Annotated in this window: 11 protein-coding genes; 3 read left to right on the top strand and 8 right to left on the bottom strand. The window is 67.6% G+C overall.

Going from position 1 to position 14596, the window contains the following annotated elements:
• Window positions 1-84: 84 nt before the first annotated feature.
• A complete protein-coding gene (gene leuS, locus ACZYYX_RS03570) occupies window positions 85-2919 on the top strand; it encodes a leucine--tRNA ligase (protein WP_463813046.1) in 2835 nt (944 codons plus the stop codon).
• 55 nt (window positions 2920-2974) lie between these two features.
• On the opposite strand, the gene ACZYYX_RS03565 is transcribed toward leuS, so the two are convergent.
• Window positions 2975-3640, bottom strand: coding sequence for an SDR family oxidoreductase (locus ACZYYX_RS03565; protein WP_463813044.1), 666 nt, complete (start codon window positions 3638-3640; stop codon window positions 2975-2977).
• 54 nt (window positions 3641-3694) lie between these two features.
• On the opposite strand from ACZYYX_RS03565, the gene ggh reads away from it, so the two are divergent.
• Window positions 3695-5035 (top strand): glucosylglycerate hydrolase, encoded by a 1341-nt coding sequence (gene ggh, locus ACZYYX_RS03560; protein WP_463813043.1) that lies wholly within the window; start codon window positions 3695-3697, stop codon window positions 5033-5035.
• Between the two features lie 3 nt (window positions 5036-5038).
• Here the strand turns inward: ggh and ACZYYX_RS03555 are convergent, their stop codons facing one another.
• The 6 genes from ACZYYX_RS03555 to ACZYYX_RS03530 form a co-directional block, all read right to left on the bottom strand.
• Window positions 5039-5479, bottom strand: a complete 441-nt coding sequence (locus ACZYYX_RS03555; RefSeq protein WP_463813041.1) for a MarR family winged helix-turn-helix transcriptional regulator — start codon at window positions 5477-5479, stop codon at window positions 5039-5041.
• A gap of 68 nt (window positions 5480-5547) precedes the next feature.
• Window positions 5548-6294 (bottom strand): amino acid ABC transporter ATP-binding protein, encoded by a 747-nt coding sequence (locus ACZYYX_RS03550; RefSeq protein WP_463813039.1) that lies wholly within the window; start codon window positions 6292-6294, stop codon window positions 5548-5550.
• Complete coding sequence (locus ACZYYX_RS03545) at window positions 6294-8093, bottom strand: ABC transporter substrate-binding protein/permease (protein WP_463813037.1); 1800 nt, start codon at window positions 8091-8093, stop codon at window positions 6294-6296. The genes ACZYYX_RS03550 and ACZYYX_RS03545 overlap by 1 nt, the downstream gene beginning before the upstream one ends.
• Window positions 8094-8176: 83 nt before the next feature.
• A complete protein-coding gene (locus ACZYYX_RS03540; RefSeq protein WP_463813035.1) occupies window positions 8177-8971 on the bottom strand; it encodes an LLM class F420-dependent oxidoreductase in 795 nt (264 codons plus the stop codon).
• An 87-nt stretch (window positions 8972-9058) separates the two neighbouring features.
• Window positions 9059-11128 (bottom strand): PhoX family protein, encoded by a 2070-nt coding sequence (locus tag ACZYYX_RS03535; protein ID WP_463813033.1) that lies wholly within the window; start codon window positions 11126-11128, stop codon window positions 9059-9061.
• 134 nt (window positions 11129-11262) lie between these two features.
• On the bottom strand, window positions 11263-12159 hold the full coding sequence (locus ACZYYX_RS03530; RefSeq protein WP_463813031.1) for an alpha/beta fold hydrolase: 897 nt from the start codon (window positions 12157-12159) through the stop codon (window positions 11263-11265).
• Window positions 12160-12228: 69 nt separating this feature from the next.
• Here ACZYYX_RS03530 and ACZYYX_RS03525 point away from each other — a divergent pair, with 69 nt between their 5' ends.
• Window positions 12229-13428 carry an enhanced intracellular survival protein Eis gene (locus ACZYYX_RS03525; protein WP_463813029.1) on the top strand — a complete coding sequence of 400 codons (1200 nt, stop codon included), beginning with the start codon at window positions 12229-12231 and terminating at the stop codon, window positions 13426-13428.
• A gap of 77 nt (window positions 13429-13505) precedes the next feature.
• Here the strand turns inward: ACZYYX_RS03525 and ACZYYX_RS03520 are convergent, their stop codons facing one another.
• Window positions 13506-14594, bottom strand: coding sequence for an inositol-3-phosphate synthase (locus ACZYYX_RS03520; RefSeq protein WP_463813027.1), 1089 nt, complete (start codon window positions 14592-14594; stop codon window positions 13506-13508).
• Window positions 14595-14596 lie beyond the last annotated feature (2 nt).

Genomic DNA, 14596 nt, shown 5'->3' with positions numbered 1-14596 from the left:
ACCAACCCCTGACGCATCCGCAACGGAACCGAGATCAACCCGTGGCCCGCGAGGCGGCCGGGCTGCGGCTTATACCCTGATGGCGTGACCGACACGCCGACTGGAACTGACGACACTCCCCGCTACCGCTATGCCGCGGAGCTGGCGGGGGAGATCGAGCGGTCCTGGCAGCAACGGTGGGCGCAGGACGGCACCTTCAACGTGGCCAATCCGGTCGGGGAGCTCGCACCGGCGGACGGCACGGCGGTTCCCGCCGACAAGATGTTCGTGCAGGACATGTTCCCGTACCCGTCGGGGGAGGGGCTGCACGTCGGGCATCCGCTGGGGTACATCGCGACCGACGTCTACGCCCGCTACTACCGCATGACGGGCCGGAACGTGTTGCACGCGTTGGGCTTCGACGCGTTCGGTCTGCCTGCCGAGCAGTACGCGATACAGACCGGCACGCATCCGCGCACCCGTACCGAGGCCAACATCGTCAACTTCCGCCGCCAGCTGGGTCGGCTGGGTCTCGGACACGACACGCGGCGCAGCTTCTCCACCACCGACGTCGACTTCTACAAGTGGACGCAGTGGATCTTCCTGCAGATCTTCGACGCCTGGTTCGACCCGGCACAGAACAAGGCCCGGCCGATCGCCGAGCTGGTCGCCGCGTTCGAGAGCGGCGAGCGTGAGGTAGGTGACGGTCGCAGCTGGTCGACGCTGACCAGTGGTGAGCGCGCCGACGTCCTGGCCGACCATCGGCTGGTCTACCTGGCCGACTCGGTGGTGAACTGGTGCCCCGGATTGGGCACGGTCCTGGCCAACGAGGAGGTCACCGCCGACGGCCGCAGCGAGCGCGGCAACTTCCCGGTGTTCCGGAAACGCTTGCGGCAGTGGATGATGCGCATCACCGCCTACTCAGACCGGTTGCTCGAGGATCTCGAGGTGCTGGACTGGCCGGACAAGGTCAAGACCATGCAGCGCAACTGGATCGGCCGATCCACCGGTGCGAGCGTGCTGTTCGCCACCGATGCCGGCGATGTCGAGGTGTTCACCACCCGGCCGGACACGCTCTTCGGTGCGACCTACCTGGTGCTGGCTCCCGAGCATGATCTCGTCGACGCCCTGGTGGCCGAGCAGTGGCCCGATGTCGTGGACGAGCGGTGGACCTTCGGCGCCGCCACCCCGGGGGAGGCCGTCGCCTCCTACCGGGCGTCCATCGCAGCGAAATCGGATCTTGAACGCCAGGAGAACAAAACCAAGACCGGTGTGTTCCTGGGGGCTTACGCGGTGAATCCGGCCAACGGACAACAGGTTCCGGTTTTCATCGCCGACTACGTGCTCGCCGGTTACGGCACGGGCGCGATCATGGCGGTGCCCGGGGGAGATCAGCGGGACTGGGATTTCGCCACCGAGTTCGGTCTGCCCATCGTCGAAGTCGTTGCCGGCGGCGATGTTTCGGAGGCCGCCTACACCGGCGACGGGCCTCTGGTGAATTCTGACTATCTCGACGGGATGGATGTGGCGGCCGCCAAGGAGGCGATCACCGAGCGCCTGGTCGCCGACGGCCGCGGTCGGGCGCGCGTCGAATACAAGCTGCGGGACTGGCTGTTCGCCCGGCAGCGCTACTGGGGTGAGCCGTTCCCGATCGTCTACGACGCCGACGGCCGCGCCCACGGTCTGCCCGAAGACCTCCTTCCCGTCGAATTGCCCGATGTGCCGGACTATTCGCCGGTGTTGTTCGATCCGACCGACGCCGACAGTGAGCCATCGCCGCCGCTGGCCAAGGTGACCGACTGGGTGAACGTCGAACTCGACCTCGGTGACGGGGTGAAGTCCTACACTCGCGACACCAACGTGATGCCGCAGTGGGCAGGTAGCTCCTGGTACGAGTTGCGCTACACCGATCCGTACAACAAAGAAGCGATGTGCGCCAAGGAGAACGAGGCGTACTGGATGGGTCCGCGCCCGGCCGAGCACGGCGCGCAGGATCCCGGCGGTGTCGATCTGTACGTCGGCGGTGTAGAGCACGCGGTGCTGCATCTGCTGTATTCGCGGTTCTGGCACAAGGTGCTCTACGACCTGGGCCACGTCAGCTCGCGGGAACCGTACCGGCGACTGGTCAACCAGGGCTACATCCAGGCCTTCGCCTACACGGATGCGCGCGGTGCGTACGTGCCTGCCGCCGAGGTGGTGGAGCGGGACGGGAAGTTCTGGTACGAGGGCGCGGAGGTCAACCAGGAGTTCGGCAAGATCGGCAAGAGCTTGAAGAACTCGGTGTCACCCGACGAGATCTGCGAGGAGTACGGCGCGGACACGCTGCGGGTGTACGAGATGTCGATGGGCCCACTCGAGGCGTCGCGGCCGTGGGCCACCAAGGACGTCGTCGGCGCGCACCGCTTTCTGCAGCGGGTGTGGCGCCTGGTTGTCGACGAGGCGACGGGCGAGGTACGTGCCACCGACGGCGAGGCTGACGAGGACACGCGAAAGCTGTTGCACCGCACGATCGCCGGAGTCGGTGAGGATTATGCGGGCTTGAGGAACAACACCGCGGCAGCCAAGCTGATCGAGTACACCAACCACCTGACCAAGCAGTCCGTCACCGCGCGCGAGGCGCTCGAACCCCTGGTGCTGATGGTCGCTCCGCTTGCCCCGCACCTGGCCGAGGAGCTGTGGTCGCGGCTCGGGCACGAGGGGTCGCTGGCGCACGGTCCGTTCCCGGTGGCCGATCCGGCCTATCTGGTCGAGGACACCGTCGAGTATCCGGTTCAGGTGAACGGCAAGGTGCGCAGCCGGGTCACGGTGGCAGCCGATGCCGCCGCGGATGTGGTCGAGGCGGCCGCGCTGGCCGACGAGAAGGTCGCGGGTTTCCTGGACGGGCGCACCCCGAAGAAGCTGATCGTGGTGCCCGGCCGGCTGGTCAACGTCGTCGTCTGAGCGATTTCGGCGTGCTCGTCGTCGCTGAGCGCACGTTGGCACGCCGAAATCGCGGTCAGCGCGGGCGGATGACGACCTCGTGGACGTGGGCGTCGCGGGGTGCGTTGATCGCGTCGACGGTGACCGCGGCGACGGTCCGTGCGCTGAGGAACTGCGACGGGTCGTAGTCACGACCCTCGTAGGCGATCAGATCCTCCTGCATCTCGGTGGCGATCCGACCGGGGTGCACGGACGTCACGCGCAGGGAGGGTTCGTCGACCCGCAGCGAGTCGGCGAAGCCACGCAGAGCGAATTTGCTCGCCGAGTACGACGCCAATCCCGGTGAGGCGTTGATGCCCGCGCCGGAGTTGATGAACACGACGTGCCCGGCGGCGGCGCGCAGCGCGGGGAGCAGTTCGAGCGTGAGTGCGACGGCGCCGACGACGTTGACGGCCATGGTGGCGCGCCACTGGTCGACGGTGCTCTCCGCGACGCGGCCGGGGTAGGCGACGCCGGCGTTGTGGATCAGCACGTCGAGTTCGACGATGGGCTCCACGAGCGCGGGGATCGCGTCGGGATCGGCCAGGTCGAGCGGCCAGGTGGTGGCACCGAGGCGCTCGGCGACGGCATCGAGGCGGGCTGAGGGGCGCCCGGCGAGGAAGAGCGTGTGGGTGGGCGCCAGCGCGTCGGCCAGCGCGGACCCGAGGCCTCCGGCAGCGCCGGTGATCATGGCGGTTGGCACATTCGCACCCTACCGACCTGCGCCCAGCCCGAACTCGTCGCATCATTGGAGGCGATGCCACACGATCCGAGCTTTGCCCCCACGCAACTCGCCGCCCGCGCGGCCTACCTGTTGCGCGGCAACGATCTGGGCACGATGACCACCGCGGCACCGTTGCTGTATCCGCACATGTGGAGTTGGGACGCCGCGTTCGTCTCGATCGGGCTGGCTCCGCTGTCGGTCGAGCGGGCTGTCGTGGAGCTGGACACCCTGCTGTCGGCGCAGTGGCGCAACGGCATGATCCCGCACATCGTGTTCGCCAACGGGGTCGACGGGTACTTCCCCGGGCCGGCGCGATGGGCGGCCTCGGCGCTCTCGCCTGATGCTCCCCGGGGCAGGCACACCTCGGGCATCACCCAGCCTCCGGTGCACGCGATCGCCGTGCAGCGCATCCTCGATCACGCGCGCAGGCGCGGCCGCTCCACCCGCGCTGTGGCTGATGCGTTCCTTGACCGCCGGTGGAGCGATCTGGTGCGCTGGCATCGGTGGCTCGCGGAGTGCCGCGATCAGAAGGAGCGCGGCCGCATCACGGTGTACCACGGGTGGGAGTCCGGCATGGACAACTCCCCGCGCTGGGATGGCCCGTACGGCAACGTGATTCCCGGTGACGTGCCGCCGTATCAACGCGAAGACAACAAGATCAACACCGACGCCAGCCAGCGGCCCAGCGATCTCGAGTACGACCGCTACCTGTGGCTCGTCGAGCAGATGAAGGCGGTGCGGTACGACGATCGCCTGCTGGCCAACGCCGTCAGCTTCGCGGTCGAGGATGTGTTCGTCTCGGCGATCTTCTCGGTCGCCTGCCAGGTTCTCGCCGAGATCGGGGAGGACCACAAACGCCCGCACGCCGATGTCAAGGACCTGTATGCGTGGGCGGACCGATTCCGTGCGGGCGTGATCGATACGACAGACCAAAGGACCGGTGCGGCAAAGGATTACGATGTCCGCGCGGATCGGTGGATCGGAACCGAGACGGTCGCGCAGTTCGCACCGCTGCTGTGCGGGGGTTTGCCGCACGAGCGGGAGCGGGCACTGATCCGGTTGCTCGAGGGCCCACGGTTCTGCGGACATCCGGACATGGCGTACGCCCTGATCCCGTCGACGTCGCCTGTGTCGCGGGACTTCCGGTCCCGCGAGTACTGGCGCGGGCCGGTGTGGCCGGTGGTGACGTGGTTGTTCTCGTGGTGCTTCGCGCGGCGCGGTTGGGCGGAACGGTCGTCGGCGCTGCGGCGTGAAGGGCTGCGCCAGGCCAGTGACGGTACCTTCGCGGAGTACTACGAACCGTTCACCGGGGAGCCGCTGGGCAGCATGCAACAGTCATGGACCGCGGCCGCGGTCCTCGACTGGTTGGGGTGAGCGTTATTCGGCGATGCGCTCGAGGGGCGCAAGCGCGTTCGACAGCGCCGTGAGTTCCTCTTCGCTGAGCTTGCTCAGCAGCTGAGCCAGATGCGCCTGTCGGGACGCCAGCGCGTCGCGATGCTGGGCGAGCCCCTCAGGGGTGATCTCCACCAGCACGGCACGCAGATCCGAGGTGTCCCGGGACCGCTTGACCAGGCCGAGTTTCTCGAGGCGCCGGATGGCGACGGTGGTGGTGGGGGTGCGGACACGCTCGTGGGCGGCCAGCTCGGTCATCCGCATCGGACCCCGGTCGAGGAGCGTCAGCAGGATCGACAGCTGCGCGAGCGTCAGATCGCCGGCCGTCGGCGTCTTGCCGGTATGGCGCAGCACGGACATCAACTTGGCCAGCACCCGCTGCAGATCGCCCGCAACGTCGCTGACCTGCGCTTCCGTGGTCACCATAGTTTTGGCAGTCTAACTGGTCGAGAGCCCCCGCGACGCGTGGTCAGCCGCTTTCGCAGCAAATACCTCTACAGCACTTGCGAGAGGAAGCGCTGTAACCGCTCGGTTTCGGCTTTCTCGAAGATCTGCTCCGGTGATCCGGTCTCGACCACGCGGCCGCGATCCATGAACACCACGGTGTCGGCGAAGGATCGCGCGAAATCCATTTCGTGGGTCACGATCACCATCGTCATCCCGTCGGCGCCGAGCTCGGCGATGAGCGCCAGCACGCCTTTGACGAGTTCGGGGTCCAGCGCCGAGGTGGCCTCGTCGAAGAACATGACCTGCGGTGACATCGCCAGGGCGCGGGCGATCGCGACGCGCTGCTGCTGTCCGCCCGACAGGGTCGACGGCCGCACCTCCGCCTTGTGTCTGAGTCCGACCCGGTCGAGTTGCGCGAGCCCGAGTTCGCGGGCCGCGTCGGCGCCGAGGCCTTTGAGGCGTCGCGGCGCCAACGTGACGTTGTCCAGCACCGTCTTGTGGGGGAACAGCTGAAACTGCTGGAACACCATGCCGATTCGCTGCCGCAGCTGATCGGGATCATCCCGCAGCACCGAGCGTCCGTCGAGCAGGATGTCCCCACGATCGGGCTCGTAGAGGCGGTTGAGGGTACGCAGCAGTGTCGACTTTCCCGACCCCGACGGACCGATGACGGCCGTCGACGTCCCCGCGGCGACGTCGAGATCGACACCGCGGAGCACCGCGTTGGGTCCGAAGGACAGGTGGATGTCGGTGGCGGTCAAGGACACCGGTGTTGGTCCCGTGGCGGTCGCCATCAGTTCATCTCCTGGGCGGTCGAGGTGAGCAACGGGTCGTCTTCCTCGTCGGGTCGGCGTCCGCGGCGCAGGCGCGCGTCGATGAAGTTCACGAGGTGGGTGAGCGGGATCGTCAGTGCCAGATAGAACAGTCCGGCGGCGACGAGCGGGGACAGGTTGCCGGTCTGCGCGTTGAGGTCGCGGCCCACCTGGAACAGCTCACGCTGGTTGGCGATCAGCCCGAGGAAATACACCAGCGAGGATGCCTTCAGCAGGGAGATGAACTGATTCATCAACGCGGGCAACACCCGTCGCACACCCTGGGGAATCACCACGAGACGCATCGAGGTGGCGTAGCTGAAGCCGAGGGCCCGGGAGGCCTCCAGCTGGCCGGGGTCGACGCTCTGGATGCCGGAGCGGAAGATCTCACCGACGTACGCAGCGGCCATCAACCCGAGCGCCGCGATGCCCAGCGGGTAGGGGTTGTTTCCGGTCAGGTGGCCGACGACGGGGCCGATGCCGAGGCCGATCAGCAGGATGATGACGACCTCGGGCAGACCGCGGAAGATGTCGGTGTAGATCCGGGCCGGCCATCGCAGCCACCGCGAGGTCGAGATACCGGCGACCGCCAACACCATGCCCAGCACCAATCCGATGACGCTGGCCGCGACGGTCAGGATCACGGTGTTGGGCAGGCCCGTCGTCAACAGATCGGGGATCGCCTGGCGGTACAGGTCCCAGTCGAGGAACGACGCCGCGAGTTGGGAGAGCGTCGACTTGGGTGCGACAGGTGCGGCGGGCGCCTGCTGCGACGCGTTCTGCGCGGCGATGGCGTTGAAGTCGGGCAGCTGGGGCACCGGCGCGGCTTTCGAACCGGGCTTCCAGCCCGGCGGTAGGGCACGCGGCACCCAGTCGGAGTACAGCCGCGACCACGTGCCGTCGGCGATGATCGCGTCGAGGCCGGAGTTCAGCGCCTCGATCAGCGGCTGGTTGTCCTTGGCGACCGCCCAGGCGACGAAATTGTCCAGGCTGAAGGTGTTTTCGATGATCTGGGCGGGATCGCCCGGCTGTACTGTGCCTTGCGCCTGCTGCGACGGCGCGACCCACGCATCGATCTGCCCGGTCTTCAAGCTCGCGTAGACGGTGTTGTAGTCGGGGAACTTGACGGGCTGCAGTTTCAGGGTGTCGATGACGTAGGACTCCTGCACCGTGCCCTGCACGACACCGATGCGCTGTCCCTCGGCGAGCTTGTCGAAGCCGGTGATCGCGGAACCCTGCGGGACGACGAGCGAGAAGTAGCCGAAGTCGTAGCCGTTGGTGAAGCCGACGGTCTGCCGGCGGGCGTCGGTGGTCGTGATCGACGACGAGCCGACGTCGAACCGCCGTGAGGCCACCTGCGCGAGGAGGCCGGAGAACTCGGTGCCGACGAATTCGATCTTGAGTCCGAGCTTGTCGGCGATGGCCCGCAGGAGTTCGTTGTCGTAGCCGGTGAACTGGCCCGCGGAGTCGATGCAGATGCTCGGCGGGGCGTCGGAGAGGGTGCCGACGGTCAGGGTGCCGGGTCTCGAGAGGCCGAGTGCGTTGACGTCGATGTCCTGCAGCGGCTTGGCGCCAGGTGTCGTGTACTTGTCCTCGCCGGGGCCGGCCGCCGCCGAGGACAGATTCGTCGGCAGCGCGCTGGCGCTCTGCTCCCCGGGTGGCGCGCACTGGTCGTTCTGGGCGCCCGCCGGGGCGGCGAGCCCCATCGCGACGAGCAGCCCGGCTACCCACAGCAGCGCGAACCATTTCAGGATCGGACCCAGGGCCCGCTTGCAGCTCATTTCAAGCAACGTAGTGGGCGGTGCGACCGGCCCGGTTGGTTCGGCTCATCCGGAGCAGAACCGGGCCGGTCGAACGTCGCCCGTCAGCCGTCGCGTTGGTCGCGCCACCGGCACAGCGCCTCGGCCTTCGTGAGGTCGTAGTCGGGGCCGTTGACCCCGATGGTCAGCAGGGTGACACCGAGTCCGACGAGCGACTCGGCGCCGGCCAGCATCGCGTCCTCGCTGCCCTCGGGCACGCCGGAGGACCGTTCGATAGCCGACGGATCCCGCCCGACGTCGGCGCAGTGACCGTCGAGGACCTCGGCCTTGCGCGGGTAGGTGGAGGCGTCGGTGAAGCCGTGCCATATGTCGGCGTACTCGGCCACCAGGCGCAGCGTCTTTTTCTCGCCCTGCCCGCCGATCAGGATCGGGATGTCGCGCGTCGGTGCCGGGTTGAGTTTGGACAGACGCGACGTGATGCGGGGCATCGCGGCGGCGAGGTCGTCGAGCCGGCTGCCCGCGGTGCCGAACTCATAGCCGTACTCGTCGTAATCCTTTTCCTTCCAACCGGATCCGATGCCGAGGATCAGTCGGCCGTCGGAGATGTGGTCGACGGTGCGGGCCATGTCGGCGAGCAGCTCGGGGTTACGGTAGGAGTTACAGGTCACCAGCGCGCCGAACTCGATGCGCGAGGTCTGCTCCGCCCACGCCGCGAGCATGGTCCAGCATTCGTAGTGCGCGCCGTCGGGGTCGCCGTACAGCGGGAAGAAGTGGTCCCAGTTGAAGGCGATGTCGACGCCCATGTCCTCGCAGCGGCGCACGGCGTCGCGGATGTGGCGGTACTCGGTCGAATGCTGAGGCTGCAGTTGCACGCCGATGCGCACGGGACGGCTCGTCATTCCAGCACAGTATCCCCTGGCGAGCAGACGCAAACTCGTGCGCTACGGGCCGTAATCACGTGAGTTCGCGTCTGCTCGCGCGAGCGCTCAGACGCCGATCGAGCCGTTGTCCTTCCACACCGCCACCACCGACGGCCGCGCCGTGCCGTTGCCGCCCTCGGGCCAGCGCGACTGCGGATCGTCGATGCTGTTGTCGTCGTTCTCGCCGGGATGCTGCACACACACCGTCACGAGCGTGTCGGTGACGACGGGCCCGCAGGTCTCCGCGCCGATCGGCACGGTCAGGAACTGTTTCACCTCACCACGATTCGGGCCGTCGAGCGCGACGGCGAACAACCCGTCGTTGGAGTCCAGCGCGTTGCCGTCGGTCGAGATCCACAGGTTGCCGTGGTTGTCGAACGCGAGGTTGTCGGGGCAGGAGATCGGGCTGACCTTGGTCTTGTCGAAGCCGGCGAAGTACGTGTCGGCGGCTGCCGGGTCACCGCACACCAGCAGCAGCTCCCACGTGAAGTCGGTGCCGGTGTGGTTGTCGGTGATCTCGAGCACCTGCCCGCTCTTGTTGTCGTTGCGCGGGTTCGCGGCATCAGGTGCGGCTTCGCCGGGCGCGCCGCGTTCGTCGTTGTTGGTCAGCGCCACATAGACTTTGCCGGTCTTGGGGTTGGCCTCGAAATCCTCGGGCCGGTCCATCTTGGTTGCGCCTGCCTTGTCGGCCGCCATGCGGGTGAACACCGCGGCTTCCTGCGCGGTGATGCCTTCGACCAGTGACTGCGCCTGCCCGCCTGGGCCGCTGCGCAGCAGGGGCAGCCAGGTGCCGGTTCCGCTGAACGAGCCCTTCTCCGGCAGCGTGCCCGAGCCGTCGATCTGTCCCGGCGGGATGTCACTGGAGAGCTTGGCGACATACAGCGTGCCCTCGTCGAGGATTGTCATGTTGTGCGCCATGGCGCTCGCCCCGGACCCGGGCTGGATCTTTTGGGACGACACGAACTTGTACATGTAGTCGAAGCGCTGATCGTCACCGGTGTAGGCGACAACGGTGCCGTCGTCGGTCACGTAGATGGTCGCACCTTCGTGCTTGAGCCGGCCGAGAGCGGTGTGCTTGACCGGGGTGGACGCCGGATCCCACGGGTTGAGTTCGACGACGTAGCCGAACCGGTTCACCTCGTTCGGGTTCTTGGTGAGGTCGAACCGCGGGTCGAAGGTCTCCCACTTGAGCGCGGTCGGTTCGACTTCGACGCCGTAGCGATCCATCCGATCGGCGTCGACGGGCCCGGGCTTCGGTGCGCCCTCGGCCGCGCCGAAGTACTCGTGGAAGTTCTCCTCTCCGGACAGCACCGTGCCCCACGGGGTGACCCCGCCCGAGCAGTTGGCGAACGTGCCGGCGACGGTGCGCCCTGCAGGGTCGGCCGCTGTCTTGACGAAGGCGCTCCCCGCGGCGGGGCCGACGAGTGTGAACGGGCTGTCGGCGGTAATGCGCCGGTTGTAGTTGCCCACCACCGGTTTCAGACCGTCCGGGGTCCGCTCGACCTCGACGACACCCATGCCCACAGCGGTGATCTCCACCTCGAACTGGTCGCGGGTGGGCGCATCCGCTTTGTATCCGGGGAACATGAACTGCGGTGTCACGTATTCGAAGTTGGTGACCAGCAGAAAGTGATCACGCCGGCCGGGGATCGGCAGCAGTCCGGCGAAGTCGTTGTTGAAGCCGAATTGGCCGCGCTGCGCCGCGCCGGTCTGCCGGTTGACGTCGAAGGCGGGCGCGCCGGGCAGGATCGGGTCACCCCAGCTGATGACGACGGCGTGCCGGTACCCGTCGGCGACGACGACGGCGTCCTCGCTGTTCGGTGCCACCGACGCGAAGTTCATCCCGGGTACGGGTCGGGGCGCGGGTGCCGCCGACGAGGACGTGGGTGCGGGCTGGGTGGGGGAGGAGCAGGCTGCCAGCGCGGAGCCGGCGCCGACGGCGAGCACGGCCACGCCGCCCGCCTGGAGCATCGAGCGGCGCGACACGGCCTTGGCGATGTCGCCGAAGTACTCGTTGTCGCTGCGGTTGGGAACCGGTTTCGAGCAGGCGTCCCCGCACTTGTAGACGCACGTGACGTGTTGGCGGCGGGACTTCCCGTCATGGCTGACGAACAGGTTCAACGGCAGGAGCGTCATGGGTGCTTTCGATTCCTTCCAACGCGGAATCCGACCGTGGGCTGGACGGCCGGACCGCCGCGAACCTACGGCAGCAGGACTAGCAGCAGACAACCAGACGGTGAACAGCACATGTCCAGGAACGGCGGCCCGGGTCAGTTGCCGAGAACGCCTCGCAACAACTCCACCAGCACGCCCGGTTGATCGCTCTGTACCGAGTGGCCCGAGTTCTCGACGACGTGCACGCCTTGGAAACCCGGTGCGGTGCGGGCGAATTCGGCGGCATCGTCGTCATCGACGAAGAACGAGTTCGCCCCGCGGATCAACGTCGTCGGAGTGTGCAACCGCGGCACGTCGTCCCAGAGCCCCTCGAAACCCTTTCCCGTCCGGATGGAGTCGTAGCGCCATGTCCACGAACCGTCCTCTAGCCGCTTCGAGTTGTGAAACACACCTCGCCGCAACGATTCCCGATCGCGGTGCGGGGCCGCGGCGACGGTCACGTCCAGCATCGCGGCGAAGGACGGGAAGGTGCGCTCACCCTGCACCAGCGCGACGGTCCCCTTCTGGGCGTCTGTCATCTTTTGGTGCCGCTCGGGTGCCGACGGGGTGACGTCCACCAGGACCAGGCGGCGCACCAGCTCGGGCGCGTCCACAGCGAGTCGCAGCGCGGTGAGCCCGCCGAGCGACATGCCGACCACCAGATCCGCATCGGGCGCCAGGTCGCGAACCACCGGCTCGACTGCGCGGGCGTTGAGCAGCGGGCCGTAGTCGCCGTCCTCGCGCCACGCGGACCGGCCGTGCCCGGGCAGGTCGATCGCCAGCGCGGGCAGGCCGAGGCCCAGGATCACGGTGTCCCAGGTGTGGGCGTTCTGGCCGCCGCCGTGCAGGAACACCACCCGGACCGGCTCGTCGCCGAACCGCAATGCACTGACCGGACCGTGCTCGATCCGTGCGGCCGACATCGGTTCACCGAGGACGCCGGCCTGCCGCGCGTTCTCGGGAAGGAAGACGAATTCGGAGAGTCCGGCCAGTTCGTCGTCGGTGTCGTCCATGGTTGGACACTACGCACAGCGCCGATATTGGGATGCGACCGGTGTGCCGGATGTGCCACCGTCGAGGCCATGTCTCCCATGTCCCACATCACCTTCCGCAGTGCTGAGGAGGCCGACTGGCCGGCGATGGACTTGATCACGGCGACGGGCTTCGCTCACGAACAACCCGAGGAGACCGCTGCTGCGTGGCGGTCTCTCATCGCCCGCGATGGTGCCGTGGTGGCCTGCGACGGCGACGACGTGGTGGGAACCGCGCTGTTCCTGGATCTGGAGTTGACCGTGCCCGGCGGGGCGGTGCTGCCGATGGCCGGTGTGTCGATGGTCGCGGTCGCTCCGACGCACCGTCGGCGTGGTGCGTTGAGTGGGATGTTCGACGAACTGCATCGGCGGATGGACGCCTATCCGATCGCCGGTCTGGAGGCCAGCGAAGCCGAGATCTACGGGCGCTTCGGCTATGGCCCGGCGACGGTGTGGGAGCGGCTCGAGGTACAGCGACGAGGCGCCCGCATCCATCCGGGTGCCGCGGACACAGGCGGTGTGCGCATCGTCCGGCCCGCGGAGTACCGCGCCCAGCTGGAGGACATCGACGAGCGGTGGCGACGGCAGACACCCGGCGGCCTGAAGACGCCCGCCCGGCTGTGGGACGAGGTCCTGGCCGATCGTGAGGCGTCGAGAGGCGGGGGGACACCGCGGTACTGCGCGCTGCATCCGGACGGCTTCGCGTTCTACCGCCTGCACCGCAGCGACGAGAAGAGCACCGCCGAGGTCACCAAGTTCGCGGCGGTGACCTCGGAGGCGGAGATCGCGCTGTGGCGGGTGTTACTCGGACTCGACCTCAGGGACGTCGTCGGTATCCACACCCATCCCGGCAGTGTGCTGCCCTATCTGCTGACAGATCCGCGGTTGGTGCGCACCACAGACGTGTTCGACGGGTTGTGGTTGCGGATGCTCGACGTCCCCGCGGTGTTGCAGGCACGCACCTACTCGGCTGATCTGGCGGTCGTCCTCGAGGTATCCGACGAATTCTTGGGCCGCGGTGGTTGTTTCGCGCTGACGGTGCGCGACGGGCGCGCGCAGTGCGAGCCCACCGATGCCGAGGCGGATGTCCACCTCGACGTGTCGGTACTGGGCAGCCTGTACCTCGGGGCGCACCGCGCGTCGTCGTTCGCTGCAGCACAGCGACTGCGCTGCACCGACTCTGGCATCGTCACGGCGCTCGACAGGGCCTTCGCCAGCGACGTGCCGGCCGAACTCGGCTTCGGCTTCTAGCCCGGAAACGAGTCTGCGGGGAGATCGGCCATCCCAGTGAGATGGCGATCTCCCCGCAGACTCGATGCGAAGAGTGCTCAGCCGGCGATGAACTTCTCCAGCTGCTCACGCGCGAGGTCGTCGGCGAGCTGCTTGGGTGGGCTCTTCATCAGGTAGGCGGAGGCGGCTTCGATGGGTCCGCCGATGCCGCGGTCCTTGGCGATCTTCGCTGCGCGCACCGCGTCGATGATCACGCCTGCCGAGTTGGGGGAGTCCCACACCTCGAGCTTGTACTCCAGGTTCAGCGGCACGTCACCGAAGGCGCGGCCCTCGAGCCGGACGTAGGCCCACTTGCGGTCGTCGAGCCATGCAACGTGGTCGGACGGACCGATGTGGACGTTCTTGTCGTCGATCTTGCCGGCCAGCGAGCCCTGCAGGTTCGACGTGACGGCTTGGGTCTTGGAGACCTTCTTCGACTCCAGCCGCGAGCGCTCGAGCATGTTGAGGAAGTCCATGTTGCCGCCGACGTTGAGCTGGTAGGTGCGGTCCAGCGTGACGCCGCGATCCTCGAACAGCTTGGCCATCACGCGGTGGGTGATGGTCGCGCCGACCTGGCTCTTGATGTCGTCGCCGACGATCGGCACACCGGCGTCTTCGAACTTCTTGGCCCACACCGGGTCCGAGGCGATGAAGACCGGCAGCGCGTTGACGAAGGCGACGCCCGCGTCGATGGCGCACTGGGCGTAGAACTTGTCGGCCTCTTCGGAACCCACGGGCAGGTAGGACACGAGAACGTCGACCTCGGCGTCCTTGAGAACCTTGACCACGTCGACGGCCTCTGCGTCGGACACCTCGATGGTGTCGGCGTAGTACTTGCCGATTCCGTCGAGGGTCGGACCGCGCTGCACGACGATGTCGGTGGGCGGTACGTCGGCGATCTTGATGGTGTTGTTCTCCGACGCGAAGATCGCCTCGGACAGGTCGAAGCCGACCTTCTTGGCGTCCACGTCGAACGCAGCGACGAACTTCACGTCGCGCACGTGGTACTGGCCGAGCTTGACGTGCATCAGGCCGGGCACGCTGGCGTTCTCGTCGGCGTCCTTGTAGTACTGCACGCCCTGCACGAGCGAGGACGCGCAGTTCCCCACGCCGACGATCGCGACCCGGACGTCATTGCTTGCGGTCATGA

The sequence above is a fragment of the Mycobacterium sp. IDUB_1 genome (assembly GCF_055419625.1).
This window is presented reverse-complemented; position numbering and strand designations above follow the sequence as displayed.